Genomic DNA, 17,244 nt, shown 5'->3' with positions numbered 1-17,244 from the left:
GACCACATGGCCACGTACACGCTCCCGGAACTCCCGTACGACTACGCGGCGCTCGAACCGGTCATCAATCCGCAGATCATCGAGCTCCACCACGACAAGCACCACGCCGCCTATGTGAAGGGCGCGAACGACACCCTGGAGCAGTTGGAGGAGGCGCGCGACAAGGAGGCCTGGGGAGCGATCAACGGGCTCCAGAAGAACCTCGCGTTCCATCTCTCCGGCCACATCCTGCACTCGATCTACTGGCACAACATGACCGGCGACGGCGGCGGCGAGCCCCTCGCGGCGGACGGTGTCGGCGACCTCGCGGACGCGATCACGGAGTCGTTCGGCTCGTTCACGGGTTTCAAGTCCCAGCTGACGAAGGCCGCGGCCACCACGCAGGGCTCCGGCTGGGGCGTCCTCGCGTACGAGCCGGTCAGCGGCAGGCTGATCGTCGAGCAGGTCTACGACCACCAGGGCAATGTCGGCCAGGGTTCCGTCCCGGTCCTGGTCTTCGACGCCTGGGAGCACGCCTTCTACCTCCAGTACAAGAATCAGAAGGTCGACTTCATCGAGGCCATGTGGCGTGTGGTCAACTGGCAGGACGTGGCGAAGCGTTACGCGGCCGCCAAGGAGCGCGCCGATGTGCTGCTGCTCGCCCCCTGACGGGGAGGGGCATGAACGTCCTGCCTCGTGATCGTCTTCTCAGCCTTCACCGGGCAGGCGGATGAAGGGGGACCCTCACCTGGACGTGACAGGTGAGGGTCCTTCTGTCATGTTGCACCGGGGGGTCAGGAGGCGGGGGCGTGCTTCAGCAGCGTGCGCAGCACCTGCTCGGCATGTGTCCAGAGCACCGCCCCGCCCGCGTCCGGCACCAGGTGCCGGACCGCGCCGGGGATGCGCGCGGCAAGACCGGCGCCCTGGTCGGGCGAGTGGCCGGTGTCCTTCTCCCCGTACCAGAGGTCCACCGGTACGGCGATGTGCGACAGTTCGATCCCCCAGTGGCCCATGGCCAGAACCGTGTCCCGGGCATAGCCCGCGGCTGCCCCCTGCGCGAACGCCTCGTCGAGCGCGCGCCGGTAGGCGGCCTCGAACGCGGGCTGTCGATACACGGCGAGGTCGCACTCCGGACTGCCGGACATGACCATGTCCCACATCGCCTGCGCGGTGAAACCGGCGAAGACCTTCTCCGCGGCGGCCGGATCGGACACCGCCAGGTCGACGAGGCCCCGCAACTCGCCCGGAAGCGCGTCGGCGAAGCGGGGCTCGGCGATCTCGTCCGCGCCGGAGACCACCGCGAGCGCGCCGACCACTCCGGCGGCGGCGCACGCGAGGGCGAAGGGCGCCCCCTGCGAGTTGCCGACCATCAGCAGCCGGTCCAGACCCCGTCCGGCGGCGAACGTACGGATGTCGTCGGCGAAATCGCCGAAGGTGCGGCCGGGCAGGGGCGAGGAGGCTCCCAGGCCGGGGCGGTCGAACGAGATCAGCCGCACGCCGAGACCGGTCAGCGCGTCGGCGCCGAACCCGAGGTGCCTGCTGGTGGCCGCCCCCGGCGACAGCAGCACCGGCACACCGTCCGCCGGCCCCCACTCGGCCCAGCCCAGCCGCCGCCCTCCCGCCAGCTGTTCCGTACCGATACGAACCGGGTCGACCACGCGCAAACTCATACGTCTCATCCTGACCGGTCCCGTCACCCGCCTCAACGGAGTTTCCGCCCGCCCCCCGACTACCGGCCGTCGGTGACGAGCGCCATCAGCAGCCCGTCGTACCCCTTGGCACCGACGGTCTGCAGAGCGGTCGCAGTCAAGGTCGGTTCGGCCGCGACGAGTTCGGTGAACCGGCGTACGCCCTGCACCTTCGGGTCGTCACTGGCGCCGTCGACCACCTCTCCGTCGCGTACGACGTTGTCGGCGATGATCAGGCTGCCGGGCCGGGTCAGCTTCAGGGACCAGGCCAGGTAGTCGGGGTTGCTCGGCTTGTCGGCGTCGATGAACACGACGTCGAACGGCCCGTACCCCTCCGCCGCGAGCTCCGGCAGCGTGTCGAGGGCCCGGCCGACCCGGATCTCGACGACCTCCGCCAGGCCGGCGCGCGCGATGTTCCCACGCGCCACCTCGGCGCACTCCGGATCGGACTCGAGCGTCACGAGCCTGCCACCCTCGGGCAGCACGCGGGCCAGCCAAATGGTGCTGTAGCCACCCAGCGTGCCGATCTCCAGCACGGTGCTCGCCCCCTGGAGCCTGGCCAGCAGATGCAGCAGCTTGCCCTGGTTGGCGGCGACCTGGATCGCCGGGAGTCCAGCCTTGTCACTGGCCTCGACGGCCGCGTCCAGGGCTTCGTCCGAGCCCACCAGCAGGCCGTTGAAGTAGTCGTCGACCTCGGTCCATCGCGCCATCGTCACGGCATGCCCCTTTCAACACCTAGTAAGTTCCCAAAAGGAACTTACCCCATGTGAAGTGAATGCGATGATGGGCCCCATGAGCCTCGTCCCCGCCGACCCCACCGTCCTCCACCCGATGCCGGGCCAGCCCCGGGTCGTCCAGCTCAAGCCGCTGGTGAAGTCCGAACTGATCGAAATCGGCGACTACTCGTACTACGACGATCCCGACGACGCGACGGCGTTCGAGACCCGCAACGTGCTGTACCACTACGGCCCCGAGAAGCTCGTCATCGGGAAGTTCTGCGCGCTGGGGACCGGGACGCGGTTCATCATGAACGGCGCCAACCACCGGATGGACGGCCCGTCCACCTTCCCGTTCCCCACCATGGGCGGCTCCTGGGCCGAACACTTCGACCTGCTGACCGGACTGCCCGGCCGCGGTGACACGGTCGTCGGCAACGATGTCTGGTTCGGCTACAACTCCATGGTGATGCCGGGCGTACGGATCGGGCACGGCGCGATCATCGGCGCCGGCGCGGTCGTCGTCGGTGACGTGCCCGACTACGGCATCGTCGGCGGTAATCCGGCCCAGCTGATCCGTACCCGGTACGACGACGAGACCATCGCCCGGCTCCTCGCCGTCGCCTGGTGGGACTGGCCCACCGAGCATCTCACCCGACACATCCGCACCATCATGTCCGGCAGCGTCGACGCCCTCGAAGCGGCCGCCCCGGAGGGGACATCATGACGATCACCGTTCGAGAACTCGCCTACTACCCCGTCAAGGGCTGCGCCGGGACGACGGTCGATTCCGCCCAGGTCCTCGGCACCGGCCTCGAACACGACCGGACGTTCATGGTGGTGGACGCGGCGGACGGCGCCTTCCGCAGCCAGCGCACGCACCCGTCGATGGCCGCGATCAGGGTCGAAGTCCTGGACGCCGGCGCGGCGTTGACCCTGTCCACCGAGGACGTCGAGCCCCTCCGCCTGAAGGTCGACCTGGACGGACCGCGCCGCGGGGTCAGCATGTTCGACCGTCCCCTCGGCACGGCGGTCGACCAGGGGGACGAGGCCGCGGAGTGGTTCTCCGACGCGCTCGGCGCGAAGTCCCGTCTGGTACGGGTGGCGCCCGGCTTCGACCGGGACGGCTGGGGCGACACCCCCGGCAAGGTCAACTTCGCCGACGCCCACGCTGTGCTGGTCGCCTCGACGGCCTCCCTGGACGACCTCAACACCCGTATCACCGCCCGGGGCGACGCGAAGACCGTCCCCATGGACCGTTTCCGCGCGAACATCGTCCTGTCCGGCAACGACGAACCGCACTTCGAGGACCAGGTGCGCCGGATGACCATCGGCTCCGTCGAACTCGCCTATTCGGTACGGGCGATGCGGTGCGCCGTCCCTCTGGTCGACCAGACCACCGGCCACCGCGCGGGGCCGGAACCGATCCGGACCCTGTCGACATACCGGCGCGAGCCGGAGTACGGGAACAAAGTGAGCTTCGGCGCGAAGAACGCGGTGGTCTGCGAGGGCGTGGTGAGCGTCGGCGACGCGGTCGAGGTCGCGGAGTGGCTCAGCCGGTGAAGGCCCCGGCCTTCACCGGCTGGACCGCGCGCGCACCTACCTCCCGGCTCGACCACGTGCGCGCGCCCCGTACGGGCCTTGCCCGTGGGCACGGTCACCGCGGCTGCCGGTCCTGGTCGAGGGATTCCCCGATGTGGGTCATGCCGGACGAGATGATCGCGGGTCATGGCGAGCTTGCCCATCGTCGGGCGTTCCCGGTAGCGGGCGAGGACCCGGCCCAGTTCGGCTGGATCGGCCTTCCGGCGCCGTTCATCGCTCCCGTCGCGCTGATCCGTCGCCATGAGTCCACCCCGATGATCCGTCATACAGCTCTCATTTGCCGGGAGTTGGAAGGCTCACGGGCGCTCGCCACCGCATGACTCCGATGCTCTGCCCGCAGCCTATGCCCGGCCTCCGACAAACAGAGCGCCCGCGCCCCTCAGCCGTCTCGCTCCGGCCGGCCCCGTCCCCTCCCCCGGCCGGTCCGGCCGACTCAGCCGTCCCGCTGGGCACCCACCAGCGCGTCGCCCACGCCCGTACGGAAGTACAGCACCGACCGCCCGGCCCTTCGGCGGCCCGCCAGGCCCGCGTCGAGGAGGACCTTGAGGTGGCGGCCCACCGAACCCAGCCCCTGACCGGTCAGGGCCACCAGTTGAGTGGTGCTCTTCGGAGAGGCGAGGAGGACCAGGACCGCCGCCCGCGCGGGGCCGAGCAGGCGGCCCAGACCATCCGGCACCCGCGCCCGTCCCGCGTCGGCCAGGGTGCCCGAGCACGGATAGACGACCGCGTACCGCAGGGCGTCGTCGTCCCAGGAGACCCAGCCGCTACGCTGGGTGACCGGAACGAACAGCAGCCGCACACCAGTCAGTTGCTTCGGCGGGTAGTCGTGCGCGTTGATCTGGAGCCGGCTTCCGCCGAGCCACCGCATTCCCGGGCGCAGACCGCTGAGGGCTGCGGCCCAGCCGCCCTGGCTCAGTTGCCCGGTCCGCGCGACGACATCCGCCTCGATGATCCGGCGGCGGCGCGGCCAGTCCGGCAGCACGGTCCGGTCCCAGACCCAGTGCAGGACGTCGGCGGCGCGCTGGGCCAGGTCGTCACGGTCCAGGAGCGCGGGGAGGGAGCCGCCGAGGGACACCTCCAGGTCCGCTCGGGCGCGGGCCGGCGTGGTCGCCCGGACGGGGGCCAGTTCCTCCTCGAAGGACGGTGTGCCCTCGCCCGTCGGTGTGGGCGTGATGAAGTCCGCGTTCCAACTGCCGCCGAGCGCCGCCGGAACGAGGCGGGCTGCGACCGGGTCGGCGGCCTGCCGGGCCCGGTAGGCGGGCAGATGGGCGTCGAGCCAGGCCCGTTCGCCGGGGTGCTCGGCCCGTCCCCTGTCCAGGGCGTTCAGGGCGGAGATCGTCTCGGCGAGCGGCGAGACGACGAACCGGCTCCCCGCGAGCGTGTCCGTGTTGATCTGCCACATGCCCATGACGTTTCGCCTCCGCGCGAAACTTTAACGATCGCCGTGGGCGGCCACCGAAACTCCCCGCATGCGCACCTACCGGGAACTCTTTCGGGCGCCGCAGTTCGGACCGCTCTTCGCGACCAGTGCCGTACAGGTGGCCGGGTCGACGATGAGCGGGCTCGCCCTCGGCACCCTCGTCTATACCGCGACCGACTCGCCGCTGCTCGCCGCCCTGTCCATGTTCGGCTCCTCCCTCGCCCAGGTGATCGGGGCGACCGTGCTGATGTCGGCGGCGGACCGGTTGCCGCCACGGGCCGCGATGACCGGCATGGCGCTCGCCTTCGGACTGGCCACGGCCGTCCTCGCCGTTCCGGGGCTTCCGCTGCCCGCCGTCTTCGCGATCGTCCTGGCCGAGGGTGTGGTCGCCGCGGTGGGCGGCGGGGTGCGGTACGGCCTGCTCAACGAGGTGCTGCCCAAGGACGGTTATCTGCTGGGGCGTTCCGTGCTGAACATGTGCGTCGGCCTCACGCAGATCGGCGGATTCGCGCTCGGTGGGCTCCTGGTGACGGCGCTGTCCGCGCGCGGCACGCTGCTGGTCGCCGCCGCCCTCTATCTGATGGGTGCGGCCGTCGCCCGGTTCGGGCTGGTACGCCGTCCGCCGCGCGCCGCCGGGCGGCCATCGGCCGCCGAGACCTGGCGGACCAATGCCGTGCTGTGGTCCTCGGGCCCGCGTCGCCGGGTCTATCTCTCGCTCTGGGTGCCGAACGGGCTGATCGTCGGCTGCGAGTCGCTGTTCGTCCCGTACGCCCCCGGGCACGCGGGGCTGCTCTTCGCCTTCGCCGCGCTGGGGATGCTCATCGGGGACACGGTGGCGGGCCGGTTCGTCGCGCGGCGTTGGCGGGGGCGGCTGGGCACACCGATGCTGCTGCTTCTGGCCGCCCCGTATCTGTTCTTCGCCGCGCGTCCGGCGCCGCCGGTGGCGTTCGCTCTGGCCGTGCTCGCCTCGGTCGGGTTCTCGGCGAGTCTGCTGTTCCAGGAACGGCTGATGGCCCTGACCCCGGACGAGATCACCGGTCAGGCGCTCGGGCTGCACTCGTCCGGCATGCTCACCATGCAGGGCGTCGCGGCCGCGCTCGCGGGTGCCGTCGCCCAGCGGACCTCACCGGGGACGGCGATGACCGTCATGGCGGCGGCCTCCCTCGCGGTCACCCTGGCCCTGGCTGTGGCGGGGCGGCGGGCCCCTGATCCGGCCGGGGAAGTCACCAACGCCCGGCAGGGGGCCGGCGCGATGTGAGGACGACCTCCAGCAGCGGCAGTTCACGGCCGGGGATCGAGCCCGACGGGGTCGCACCGATCCGTACGGCACCCATGGCGAGGTAGAACGGCTCGGCGTTCGGGTCGGCGTCGATGGTGAGGCGTGCGAAGCCGAGGCGGCGGGCCTCGGCCATGGTGTGCTCGAACAGGAGCCGGCCGATGCCTCGGCCCAGGGCGTCCGGGGCGACGAACATCATCCCGAGGGCACCCTCGGGCGGGGCGCCGTCCAGGGTCGTGAAGCCCAGGACGCGGCCGGCCTCCTCGGCGACCGTCGTACGGCGACGGTCGATGTCCGCCGGGTGCAGGGTGAGTTCCTCGCGACAGGAGGCAAGGAACGCCGCGTCGTAGCCCCAGTGGGCCTTCGAGTCCAGGGCCAGCTCGGTCAGGGCTCCGGCCTCGGACCGTCGTGCCGGTCGTACGTCCATGTCCGTTCTGTTCCCTTCGCTCGGCTTCTGCGGCAGCTCGCCGCACCCGAGACTGTCAGACCCCTCCGGCATGCTGCACCGCATGGACACCACGGACTTCTGGAATCTGATCGACGACGCCCGCGCGCAGGTCACCGGCCCAGGGGATGCGGAGGCCGTCGTCGAGCGGGCCTCCACGCTGCTCGCCGCCCGGCCCCGGGACGAGATCGTCGCCGCGCAGCAATTGCTCTGGGACCTGATGGCCGTCTCCTACCGGGCGCCGTTGTGGGCCGCCGCGTACACGATCAACGGCGGCTGTTCCGACGACGGTTTCGACTACTTCCGGGGCTGGCTGATAGCGCAGGGGCGTGAGGTGTTCGAGCGGGTCGTCGCCGATCCGGACACGCTGGCCGAACTGCCGGTGATCAGGGCCGCGGCGCCCGAGGGCCTGGAGGTGGAGTGCGAGCGGATGCTCGGGATCGCCTGGGACGCGCATCGGGCGGCGACCGGCGAGGAGCTGCCCGGTAACTCGTTCACGATCGACTATCCCGCCCTGGACCCGGAGTGGGACTTCGACTTCGACGACGCGGAGCGGGTGGCGCTGCGGCTGCCGAAGCTGGACGCGCTGTACGCGTGAGAGGAAGGGTGCGGGGTCCGGACAGCCGCCGGGCCCCGCACCGCACCGTGTGGATCAGTCGAAGATCGGGCCCTGCGTCCGGGTCCGCTTGATCTCGTAGAAGCCGGGGATCGACGCCACGAGCAGTGTGCCGTCCCAGAGCTTCGCCGCCTCCTCGCCCTTGGGGGCGGGCGTGACGACCGGGCCGAAGAAGGCGATCTGCTCGCCGTCCGCGCCCGGGACGGCGATGACCGGGGTGCCGACGTCCTGGCCGACCTTGTCGATGCCCTCCTTGTGGGAGGCCCGCAGCTCGGCGTCGTACACGTCCGAGTCGGCGTACTCCGCGAGCTCGACCGGCAGGCCGACGTCCTTGAGCGCTCCCACGATCGCCTCGGGGGTGGGACCCTCGCCCTGGTTGTGGAAGCGGGTGCCGAGCGCGGTGTACAGCGGGCCGACGATGTCGTCGCCGTGCTTCTGCTGGGCGGCGATGACGACACGGACCGGGCCCCACGCCTTCTCCAGCAGGTCGCGGTACTCCTCCGGCAGCTCGTCGAGCTTGTCCTCGTTGAGGACGGCAAGGCTCATCACGTGCCAGCGGACCTCGACGTCCCGGACCTTCTCCACCTCCAGCATCCAGCGGGAGGTCATCCAGGCCCAGGGGCAGAGCGGGTCGAACCAGAAATCGGCAGGGGTCTTGCCGGGCGCCGTGCTGTTCTCAGACATGTCTCTCCTCGTCAAGGGATTCGCACCTGTGCGCGAGAACGTCTCCGGGCGCACCGGCCATTCCCGCATGCCGGGCCGAGTGGCGGCATGGGAGGATCAAACTATTCGAACGTGACACAAAGGAGTGTGCCGTGCCCGGTGAGAACCTGTCCCGCGACGAGGCCCGTGAGCGGGCCGAGCTGCTGAGCGTCGACAGCTACGAGGTCGCTCTCGATCTGCGTTCCGCCGTCGGCGGGCCCGACGGCGACAGCGACGGCGACGGGGCCTCCTCCGGTCCGCGGACCTTCCGCTCGGTGACGACGATCCGGTTCCGTGCCGCGCGGGCGGGGGCGTCGACCTTCGCGGATCTGGTGGCGCCGAGCGTGAACGCGGTGACGCTGAACGGGCAGCCGCTCGACCCCGCCGTCGTCTTCGACGGGACGCGGGTGGCGCTGGAGGGGCTGCCGGAGGGCGACAACGTCCTGGTGGTCGACGCGCAGTGCGCGTACAGCCGGACCGGCGAGGGCATGCACCGGTTCGTCGACCCGGAGGACGGCGAGGTCTACCTCTACACGCAGTACGAGCCGGCCGACTCGCGGCGGGTCTTCGCGAACTTCGAGCAGCCCGACCTGAAGGCTCCGTTCCGCTTCGAGGTGACAGCCCCCGAGGCCTGGACGGTCTGGAGCAACGGGGCCGAGGAGTCGCGGGACGGCGAGGTACGGCGGTTCGCCGAGACGAAGCCGATCTCGACGTACATCACGGCGATCGTGGCCGGTCCGTACCACTATGTGACGGACTCCTACAGCCGTACGTTCGACGACGGTACGACGCTGGAGATCCCGCTCGGCGCGATGTGCCGCAAGGGACTCGCCCGGCACTTCGACGCGGACGACGTCTTCCTCGTCACCAAGCAGGGACTGGACTTCTTCCACGACAACTTCGACTACCCGTACCCCTTCGGGAAGTACGACCAGGCGTTCGTGCCGGAGTACAACCTCGGCGCGATGGAGAACCCGGGCTGTGTCACATTCCGCGAGGAGTACATCTTCCGCGGCAAGGTGACGCAGGCGGCTTACGAGGGCCGGGCCAACGTCATCCTGCACGAGATGGCGCACATGTGGTTCGGCGACCTCGTCACCATGCAGTGGTGGGACGACCTGTGGCTGAAGGAGTCGTTCGCCGACTTCATGGGCGTCTTCGCGATGGTGGAGTCGACCCGTTTCGAGGACGGCTGGATCACCTTCGCCAACAACCGCAAGGCGTGGGCGTACCGGGCCGACCAGCTGCCGTCCACGCACCCGATCACGGCCGACATCCGTGACCTGGAGGACGCCAAGCTCAACTTCGACGGGATCACGTACGCCAAGGGCGCCTCGGTGCTGAAGCAGCTGGTGGCGTACGTGGGGCGGGAGGCATTCCTGGAGGGCGCCCGGCGCTACTTCAAGAAGCACGCCTACGGCAACACGCAGCTGGGCGATCTGCTGTCGGTCCTGGCCGAGACGTCCGGGCGCGACATGACCGCCTGGTCGCGTTCGTGGCTGCAGACCGCGGGCGTCAACTCGCTGACCCCGGTGGTCACGTACGACTCGGCGGACCGGATCACGGAGCTGGCGGTGCTCCAGGAGGCGGCCGAATCCCACCCGGAGCTGCGCCCGCACCGGGTCGCGGTCGGCCTCTACCGGCGGGCCGCCGACGGCAACCTGGTGCGGTACGCGCGCGCCGAGGTGGACGTGGCGGGGCCGCGCACGGTGGTCGGGGAGCTGGCGGGGGCCGAGCGGCCCGAGCTGATCCTGGTCAACGACGACGACCTCACGTACTGCAAGGTGCGCTTCGACGAGGTGTCCCTGGCCACACTGCGGGCGCACCTCGGTGACATCACCGACCCGCTCGCGCGGGCACTGTGCTGGTCCGCGCTGTGGAGCCTGACCCGGGACGGGCTGATGCCGGCCCGTGACTTCGTCTCCCTCGTGCTGGCCTTCTCCGGCCGGGAGTCCGACATCGGCGTGCTCCAGATGCTGCACGTCTGGACGCGGACCGCGCTCACGCACTACGTGACGCCCGAGTGGCGCGAGGAGGGCGGCCGGGCGCTGGCCGAAGGTGCGCTGCGGGAGCTGCGGGTCGCCGAGCCGGGCAGCGAGCACCAGTTGGCGTGGGCGCGGTTCTTCGCGTCGGTCGCCGACTCGGACTCCGACTTCCGGCTGCTGTCCGGGCTGCTGGACGGATCGGCGCGGATCGACGGGCTCGACGTCGACCAGGAGCTGCGGTGGGCGTTCCTGTCCCCGCTGGCGGCGCACGGGGTGGCCGACGAGTCGGTGCTCGACGCCGAACTGGCCCGCGACGACACGGCGTCCGGGAAGCGGCATCAGGTGCGGTGCCTGGCCTCGCGGCCGTCGGCCGCGGTGAAGGCGCAGGCGTGGGCGGGTGTCGTGGAGTCGGACGCGCTGTCCAACGCGTTGGTGGAGGCGACGATCACGGGCTTCGAGCAGTCGTCGCAGCGGGAGTTGCTGGCGCCGTACGCGGACAAGTACTTCGCCGCGATCGAACGGGTGTGGGCCGAGCGGTCGATCCAGATCGGTGTGATCGTGGTCAAGGGCCTGTTCCCGGCGCTCCAGGACGATCCGTCGACGCTGGCGGCCACGGACGCGTGGCTGGCCGCGCACGCGGATGCGGCGCCGGCGCTGCGGAGGCTGGTGCTGGAGGCGCGGGACGATCTGGCCCGGGCGCTGCGGGCGCAGGGGTGTGACGCGGGGGCTGCTGCGGGGACCGGGGTCTGACAGGTGCGCCCCGGCCGGGCGCCCCGGCTCCGTCCTCGATCGCCGGACGGGCCGGGGGCCGGGCCGGGGGGCCAGGGGGCAGGGCCCGGGGGTGCCCGGGGGGGGTGGGCCATGTGTACCGGTCGGATTTTTTCGGTTGTCGAACACGCGTACTTTAGGACGGCGTTGTCCTGAATTGTCGACGGGTGTGTAACAGGGGTTAACACCGCGACCGCGTGCGGGATACCCCGAAGCATGACCCAGAACACCCCGCTCTCCCCCTGCCACCTCCGCAACGCCGGTGATGTACGTCAACGAGTGCTGTCCGCAGCGCAGTTGAGGACGCACGGCGTGTCCGTCGCGGAGGCCGCCGCGCGGTGCAGGACCGGTGGGCCGTGGCAGCAGCCGCTGCCCGGCGTGTACGTCCTGCACCCGGAGCCGCCCACCGGCGAGGAACTGCTGCGTGCCGCCCTGCTGTACGCCGGACGGCCACCGGCCTCCGGTGGGCGCCGACGGGAGGCGGGCACGGAGTCCGGGTACGGCGAGGCCATGGTCACCGGGCTTGCCGCCCTCGCCCTGCACGGGTTCGCCGCCGCGCCGCCGCCCGCGTCCGCGGCCAGGATCGATGTGCTGGTGCCGCGCACCCGGCGGCTGCGCTCGGTCCGGTACGTGCGTCTGGTGCGGGCCACCGAACCGCCCAGCCCCGAGGAGGTGCACGGCCTGCCCGTGGCCCCGGTGGAGCGGGCGCTCGCCGACGCGGTCGCCGGGCTCGGGGACACCTCGACCGTACGCCGCCTGCTCACCGAGGCGGTCCGCGGCGGGCACTGCGAACCGGCCACCGTCGTACGCGAGTTGAACCGGTCCAAACTGCTGGGCCGCCCCCATGTGGCGGACGCCGTCGACGCGTTGCTGGCCGAGGGCCGGGCGCTGGCGGAGAACCGGCTGTACGGCATGGTGCGTTCGCACGGCCTGCCGGAGCCGCTGTGGAACGTGGACCTGCGACTGCCCGGCGGCCCGCATCTGGGCGGGGTGGACGCCTACTGGCCCGAGGAGGCGGTCGCCGTGGTTCTCGACACCAGGGCTCCCCTGCACAGCAGGCTCGGCGACGACCGGCGCCAGGACGAGCACGACGCGCAGTGGTCCGCGTACACCGCCGAGCGGGAGCATCTGGAGTGGCTCGGCGTCACCGTCGTCCATCTCTCGCCGAAGAAGCTCCGCGACGCAACAGAGCGGGAGGCGGTCGTGGTACGGACCGCACTGATGGCGGCGGCCGATCGCGAACCGGCCGCGTACGTGATGATCCTGCCCCGCTGAAAGCCGGGCCACACAGGTCACTTATGCACCCCTTTATCCCTGATGGCGCATCAGCCCCAGTGGCGGGATTCCGCCATGTCGCCATCTCGTGCACCCCAACTCTCCACAACCCCTGTCATTTACGAAAGGGTGAGCGGTCATCCGGTACCGAATTCCGGACTCTCTCTTTCACTTTCAGGGATGCTGATGACCTCCGAGTCCTCCAGTTCCATACCCGGGGCGAGACGCGCGGCCCGAGTCGCGGCCGCCGCCGGTCTGGTGGCCGCGCTGGCCGCCACCGGCGCCGCCCCGGTATTCGCCGCCGACGCCCCCGTCCCCTCGCCCGTCAAGTCAGCCGCGAAGGACGCCACGAGCGACAAGCTCGGCGCGGCCGACGCCGACGTTCTGGCCAAGGCCAAGGCCGAGGGCGAGAAGAACGTCACCATGATGGTCGCCACCGCTCCCGGTGCGACCGAGCAGGTCGCCCAGCAACTGGACGCCGTCAAGGGGTCCGTGCTGGGACGTACGTACGACAAGCTCGGCTACGTACGGGCCACCGTGCCCACCGCGTCGGCCGACGCGGCCATCAAGGCGGCCGCCAAGCTGTCGTCCGTCCAGGGCATCGATCTCAAGCAGGAGATCAAGCTGGACGACCCGACGCCCGCCGCCGACCGGGCCGCCGGTTCCACGGCCGGGGTCAAGTCGACCGGCAGCTACCCTGCGCCGGACAAGAAGACCCCGGCGAAGAACCCGTACAACCCGTCCTTCGAGACGGGCGCGGTCGACTTCGTCGCGCAGCACCCGAAGGCCGACGGCCGCGGCGTGACCATCGGCATCCTCGACTCGGGTGTCGACCTCGGTCACCCGGCGCTGCAGAAGACCACCACGGGCGAGCGCAAGATCGTCGACTGGGTGACCGCCACGGACCCGGTCAGCGACGGCGACGGCACCTGGCTGCGGATGACGGACGCCGTGTCCGGCCCGACGTTCACGTACGGGGGCCGTACGTACAAGGCGCCCGACGGCGACTACCGGATCAAGATGTTCGCCGAGTCCGCCACCAAGGGCGGCGACATGGCGGGCGACCTGAACCGCGACGGTGACACCACCGACACGTGGGCCGTGCTCTACGACCCGGTCACCGGCACTACGCGCGTCGATCTGAACAACAACGGCGACTTCACCGACGACACCGTCCTGAAGCCGTACAAGGAGGACCACCAGGTCTCCTACTTCGGCACGGACGACCCGCGGACCGACGTCGTCGAGCGCATCCCGTTCGTCGTGGAGACACGCAAGAACGTCGTCTACAACGCGGCCGGCGACAAGTCCGACTACGTGAACATCGGCGTCATCGAGAGCGAGCACGGCACCCACGTCGCGGGCATCACCTCCGCGAACGGCCTGTTCGGCGGCAAGATGAACGGCGCCGCGCCCGGCGCCCAGATCGTCTCCTCGCGCGCCTGCACGTGGTCCGGCGGCTGCACCAACATCGCACTCACCGAGGGCATGATCGACCTCGTCGTGAACCGCGGTGTCGATGTCGTCAACATGTCGATCGGTGGTCTGCCGCCGCTCAACGACGGCAACAACGCCCGCGCGAAGCTCTACAAGCGGCTCGTCGACATGTACGGCGTCCAGCTGGTCATCTCGGCCGGGAACAGCGGCCCGGGTGTCAACACCATCGGTGACCCCGGCCTCGCCGACCACGTGATCTCCGTCGGCGCGTCCATCTCCAAGGAGACGTGGGCCGCCAACTACGGCTCGAACGTCACCAAGAAGTACGACATGATGCCGTTCTCCTCGCGCGGCCCGCGTGAGGACGGTGGCTTCACGCCGACCCTGACGGCCCCGGGTGCCGCGATCAACAGCACCCAGACCTGGCTGCCCGGCGGCCCGGTCAAGGAGGCGGGCTACAGCCTGCCGGCCGGTTACTCCATGCTGCAGGGCACCTCGATGGCCTCGCCGCAGGCCGCCGGTGCGACCGCGCTGCTGCTCTCGGCCGCGAAGCAGCAGCACATCGAGCTGCCGCCCGCCGATCTGCGTACCGCGCTGACCAGCAGCGCCACCCACATCAAGGATGTGCCCGCGCACGCCCAGGGCTCCGGTCTGATCGACATCGTCGGCGCCTGGAAGCTCATCGAGAAGCAGGGTGCCCCGGCGCACGAGTACACGGTGAAGGCCCCCGTCGACACCGCGATCGACTTCGCGCTGGAGACCCCCGGCTTCGGCACCGGTCTGTACGACCGCGAGGGCGGCCTGAAGGCCGGCCAGACGAAGTCGTACGACGTCACGATCACCCGCACCACGGGCCCGGACAAGGACGTCAAGCACCAGCTGTCGTGGAAGAACAACGACGGCACGTTCAAGCTGACCGGTCCCGGCACGGTCTCCCTGCCGCTCGGCAAGCCCGTCACCGTCAAGGTCCAGGCGAAGCCGGGCAGCGCGGGCGTGCACAGCGCGATCCTGCGGGTGGACGACAACAAGACCGTCGGTGTGGACCAGCAGATCCTCACCACGGTGGTCGTCTCCGACGAGCTCGTGAAGCCCGACTACGCGTTCAAGGCGTCCGGCTCGGTGCAGCGCAACGGCACCACGTCGTACTTCGTGACCGTGCCGGAGGGTGCCAAGACCCTCGAGGTCTCGATGAGCGCGCTGCGCTCGGGCAGCCAGACCCGCTTCATCTCCCTCCACCCGTACGGGGTGCCGGTGGAGGACAGCTCCACGATCTTCTGCTACCCGAACTACGAGAACCCGACCAACACCTGCCGCCCCGACGTGCGCTCCTACAAGGACCCGCAGCCGGGCGTCTGGGAGATCGAGGTCGAGGCACGGCGTACGTCGCCGCTGCTGGACAACCCGTACAAGCTGGACGTCTCGCTGCTCGGTGCGACCTTCGACCCGGCGGTGCAGACCCTCCCCGAGGCGAAGATCGGCACGCCCGCCCCGGTGAGCTGGAAGGTCACCAACAACTCGGGCGCCCTGGAGGGCGCGCTCAAGGGCGGCTCGCTGGGCTCGGCCAAGGTCGCCACGCCGTCGATCAAGACGGGTGACGAACAGCAGTACACGGTCACCATCGGTGAGGGCGTCGAGAAGCTGGACGTCGCCATCGGCGGCACGTCGGACGCCAACGCGGACATCGACCTGTACGTCTTCCGGGGCAACACCCAGGTCGGCAAGTCCACCACGGCCGGGTCCGAGGAATCGGTCAGCCTGGTGAAGCCCGCCGCCGGTACGTACACCGTCGTGATCGACGGCTATTCCGTCCCGGCCGGGACGACCACGTACAACTACCGCGATGTGTACTACGCGCCGTCGCTCGGCACGATCAAGGTCGACGAGTCGAAGGCCGTGAACCTGGCCAACGGCGCCTCGGCCCAGATCGGTGCCGAGGTCTCGGTCGCCGGGGCGGCCCCCGAGGGCCGGCAGTTCTTCGGCGAGGTCCACCTGGTGAACAGCCACGGGACCGCGGCGGGCACCGGCAACGTCGTGATCGAGAAGGTCACGCCGTAGCGGGTGGTGTCGCAGCGGTGACCGCGGTCGCCGTGTGATTCGTACGACAGTGGGGCGGGTGCTCGGTGGAGCTCCCGCCCCACTGCTGTGCCGACCACCGGCCGACCGGTGGCGGGCACTGTCCGTAGCTCGGACAATCGATTGGACAAGGAAGCCGTGGACATACGCATCATGGAGCGGCAACCGTGCCAGTTCGTACGTTTGAAGGAGTCCCTGTGAAGGTCGGAATCGTCGGCGCCACCGGTCAGGTCGGCACAGTCATGCGCAGGATCCTGGCCGAGCGGAAGTTCCCGGCCGACGAGCTGCGGCTGTTCGCCTCCGCGCGCTCCGCGGGCTCCGTGATCGAGTGGCAGGGCCGGGAGATCACCGTCGAGGACGCCTCGACGGCCGACTACTCCGGACTGGACATCGTGCTGTTCTCGGCCGGTGGCGCGACGTCGAAGGCGCTCGCCGAGAAGGTCGCCGCGCAGGGCGCCGTCGTGATCGACAACTCCTCCGCCTGGCGCAAGGACCCCGAGGTCCCGCTGGTCGTCTCCGAGGTCAACGCGCACGCGATCGCGAACCGGCCCAAGGGCATCATCGCCAACCCGAACTGCACCACGATGGCCGCCATGCCCGTGCTGCGCCCGCTGCACGACGAGGCCGGTCTCCAGGCCCTGACCGTCGCCACCTACCAGGCGGTGTCCGGCTCCGGGCTGGCCGGTGTCGCCGAGCTGCACGGCCAGGCGTCCAAGGTCGTCGCCGAGGCCGACAAGCTCACCCACGACGGCGACGCCGTCGACTTCCCCGAGCCGGGCGTCTACAAGCGTCCGATCGCCTTCAACGTGCTGCCGCTGGCCGGCTCGATCGTCGACGACGGCTCCTTCGAGACCGACGAGGAGCAGAAGCTCCGCAACGAATCCCGCAAGATCCTGGAGATCCCGGAGCTGAAGGTGTCCGGCACCTGTGTCCGGGTGCCGGTCTTCTCCGGCCACTCGTTGCAGGTCAACGCGCGTTTCACCCGCCCGATCAGCGTCGAGCGCGCGTACGAGCTGCTGAAGGACGCTCCGGGCGTCGAGATCTCCGAGATCCCCACCCCGCTCCAGGCCGCCGGCAAGGACGCCTCGTTCGTCGGCCGGATCCGGGTCGACGAGACCGTGGATAACGGCCTCGCGCTCTTCGTCTCCAACGACAACCTGCGCAAGGGCGCGGCGCTGAACGCGGTCCAGATCGCGGAGCTGGTGGCCGCGGAGCTGAAGGGCTGACGCCGCACGCGTGAAAGGGCGGCCACCGAGCACCGG

At 70.4% G+C, this 17,244-nt stretch carries 15 protein-coding genes; 10 read left to right on the top strand and 5 right to left on the bottom strand.

Annotated features, from left to right (window positions below; all coding sequences use genetic code 11):
- The first annotated feature begins 6 nt into the window (after positions 1-6).
- Positions 7-648 carry a superoxide dismutase gene (locus tag ACFU8Q_RS13890; RefSeq protein WP_384452374.1) on the top strand — a complete coding sequence of 214 codons (642 nt, stop codon included), beginning with the start codon at positions 7-9 and terminating at the stop codon, positions 646-648.
- A 125-nt stretch (positions 649-773) separates the two neighbouring features.
- On the opposite strand, the gene ACFU8Q_RS13885 is transcribed toward ACFU8Q_RS13890, so the two are convergent.
- Together ACFU8Q_RS13885 and ACFU8Q_RS13880 are read right to left on the bottom strand one after the other, a co-directional pair.
- Positions 774-1,649: an alpha/beta fold hydrolase gene (locus ACFU8Q_RS13885; RefSeq protein ID WP_384452372.1), complete on the bottom strand. Its 876-nt coding sequence runs from the start codon at positions 1,647-1,649 to the stop codon at positions 774-776.
- 59 nt (positions 1,650-1,708) lie between these two features.
- Positions 1,709-2,377 carry an O-methyltransferase gene (locus ACFU8Q_RS13880; protein WP_384452407.1) on the bottom strand — a complete coding sequence of 223 codons (669 nt, stop codon included), beginning with the start codon at positions 2,375-2,377 and terminating at the stop codon, positions 1,709-1,711.
- Positions 2,378-2,459: 82 nt separating this feature from the next.
- On the opposite strand from ACFU8Q_RS13880, the gene ACFU8Q_RS13875 reads away from it, so the two are divergent.
- The 3 genes from ACFU8Q_RS13875 to ACFU8Q_RS13865 all read left to right on the top strand — a co-directional run bounded on the left by ACFU8Q_RS13875 (position 2,460) and on the right by ACFU8Q_RS13865 (position 4,305).
- Positions 2,460-3,110 carry a CatB-related O-acetyltransferase gene (locus tag ACFU8Q_RS13875; protein WP_384452369.1) on the top strand — a complete coding sequence of 217 codons (651 nt, stop codon included), beginning with the start codon at positions 2,460-2,462 and terminating at the stop codon, positions 3,108-3,110.
- Positions 3,107-3,946: an MOSC domain-containing protein gene (locus ACFU8Q_RS13870; protein ID WP_384452366.1), complete on the top strand. Its 840-nt coding sequence runs from the start codon at positions 3,107-3,109 to the stop codon at positions 3,944-3,946. The genes ACFU8Q_RS13875 and ACFU8Q_RS13870 overlap by 4 nt, the downstream gene beginning before the upstream one ends.
- Before the next feature lie 140 nt (positions 3,947-4,086).
- Positions 4,087-4,305: a hypothetical protein gene (locus ACFU8Q_RS13865; RefSeq protein WP_384452364.1), complete on the top strand. Its 219-nt coding sequence runs from the start codon at positions 4,087-4,089 to the stop codon at positions 4,303-4,305.
- A gap of 113 nt (positions 4,306-4,418) precedes the next feature.
- Here ACFU8Q_RS13865 and ACFU8Q_RS13860 read toward each other — a convergent pair whose 3' ends face one another.
- Complete coding sequence (locus ACFU8Q_RS13860) at positions 4,419-5,393, bottom strand: ArsR/SmtB family transcription factor (RefSeq protein ID WP_384452361.1); 975 nt, start codon at positions 5,391-5,393, stop codon at positions 4,419-4,421.
- Between the two features lie 61 nt (positions 5,394-5,454).
- On the opposite strand from ACFU8Q_RS13860, the gene ACFU8Q_RS13855 reads away from it, so the two are divergent.
- Positions 5,455-6,663 (top strand): MFS transporter, encoded by a 1,209-nt coding sequence (locus tag ACFU8Q_RS13855; protein WP_384452358.1) that lies wholly within the window; start codon positions 5,455-5,457, stop codon positions 6,661-6,663.
- Here ACFU8Q_RS13855 and ACFU8Q_RS13850 read toward each other — a convergent pair.
- On the bottom strand, positions 6,629-7,108 hold the full coding sequence (locus tag ACFU8Q_RS13850; RefSeq protein WP_384452355.1) for a GNAT family N-acetyltransferase: 480 nt from the start codon (positions 7,106-7,108) through the stop codon (positions 6,629-6,631). The genes ACFU8Q_RS13855 and ACFU8Q_RS13850 overlap by 35 nt on opposite strands.
- A gap of 82 nt (positions 7,109-7,190) precedes the next feature.
- Between ACFU8Q_RS13850 and ACFU8Q_RS13845 the strand changes: the two genes are divergently transcribed.
- Positions 7,191-7,724 (top strand): DUF4240 domain-containing protein, encoded by a 534-nt coding sequence (locus ACFU8Q_RS13845; protein ID WP_384452352.1) that lies wholly within the window; start codon positions 7,191-7,193, stop codon positions 7,722-7,724.
- Between the two features lie 54 nt (positions 7,725-7,778).
- On the opposite strand, the gene ACFU8Q_RS13840 is transcribed toward ACFU8Q_RS13845, so the two are convergent.
- The gene (locus ACFU8Q_RS13840) at positions 7,779-8,426 is read right to left on the bottom strand and encodes a DsbA family protein (RefSeq protein WP_384452350.1); all 648 of its coding nucleotides are present in this window, start codon (positions 8,424-8,426) and stop codon (positions 7,779-7,781) included.
- 131 nt (positions 8,427-8,557) lie between these two features.
- Here ACFU8Q_RS13840 and pepN point away from each other — a divergent pair, with 131 nt between their 5' ends.
- The 4 genes from pepN (at position 8,558) to ACFU8Q_RS13820 (ending at position 17,208) form a co-directional block, all read left to right on the top strand.
- Positions 8,558-11,179 carry an aminopeptidase N gene (pepN, locus tag ACFU8Q_RS13835; protein WP_384452347.1) on the top strand — a complete coding sequence of 874 codons (2,622 nt, stop codon included), beginning with the start codon at positions 8,558-8,560 and terminating at the stop codon, positions 11,177-11,179.
- A gap of 234 nt (positions 11,180-11,413) precedes the next feature.
- Entirely contained in the window at positions 11,414-12,472 is a 1,059-nt protein-coding gene (locus ACFU8Q_RS13830; RefSeq protein ID WP_384452344.1) for a hypothetical protein, read from the top strand.
- A 180-nt stretch (positions 12,473-12,652) separates the two neighbouring features.
- The gene (locus ACFU8Q_RS13825) at positions 12,653-15,964 is read left to right on the top strand and encodes a S8 family serine peptidase (RefSeq protein ID WP_384452341.1); all 3,312 of its coding nucleotides are present in this window, start codon (positions 12,653-12,655) and stop codon (positions 15,962-15,964) included.
- Between the two features lie 215 nt (positions 15,965-16,179).
- On the top strand, positions 16,180-17,208 hold the full coding sequence (locus ACFU8Q_RS13820) for an aspartate-semialdehyde dehydrogenase (protein WP_384452338.1): 1,029 nt from the start codon (positions 16,180-16,182) through the stop codon (positions 17,206-17,208).
- Positions 17,209-17,244: the final 36 nt, after the last annotated feature.

The sequence above is a fragment of the Streptomyces sp. NPDC057543 genome, from assembly GCF_042801895.1.
In the GTDB taxonomy this organism is placed as follows: Bacteria; Actinomycetota; Actinomycetes; order Streptomycetales; family Streptomycetaceae; genus Streptomyces.
The sequence above is the reverse complement of the archived record's forward strand: the minus strand, read 5'-3'. Positions and strand labels throughout refer to the sequence as shown.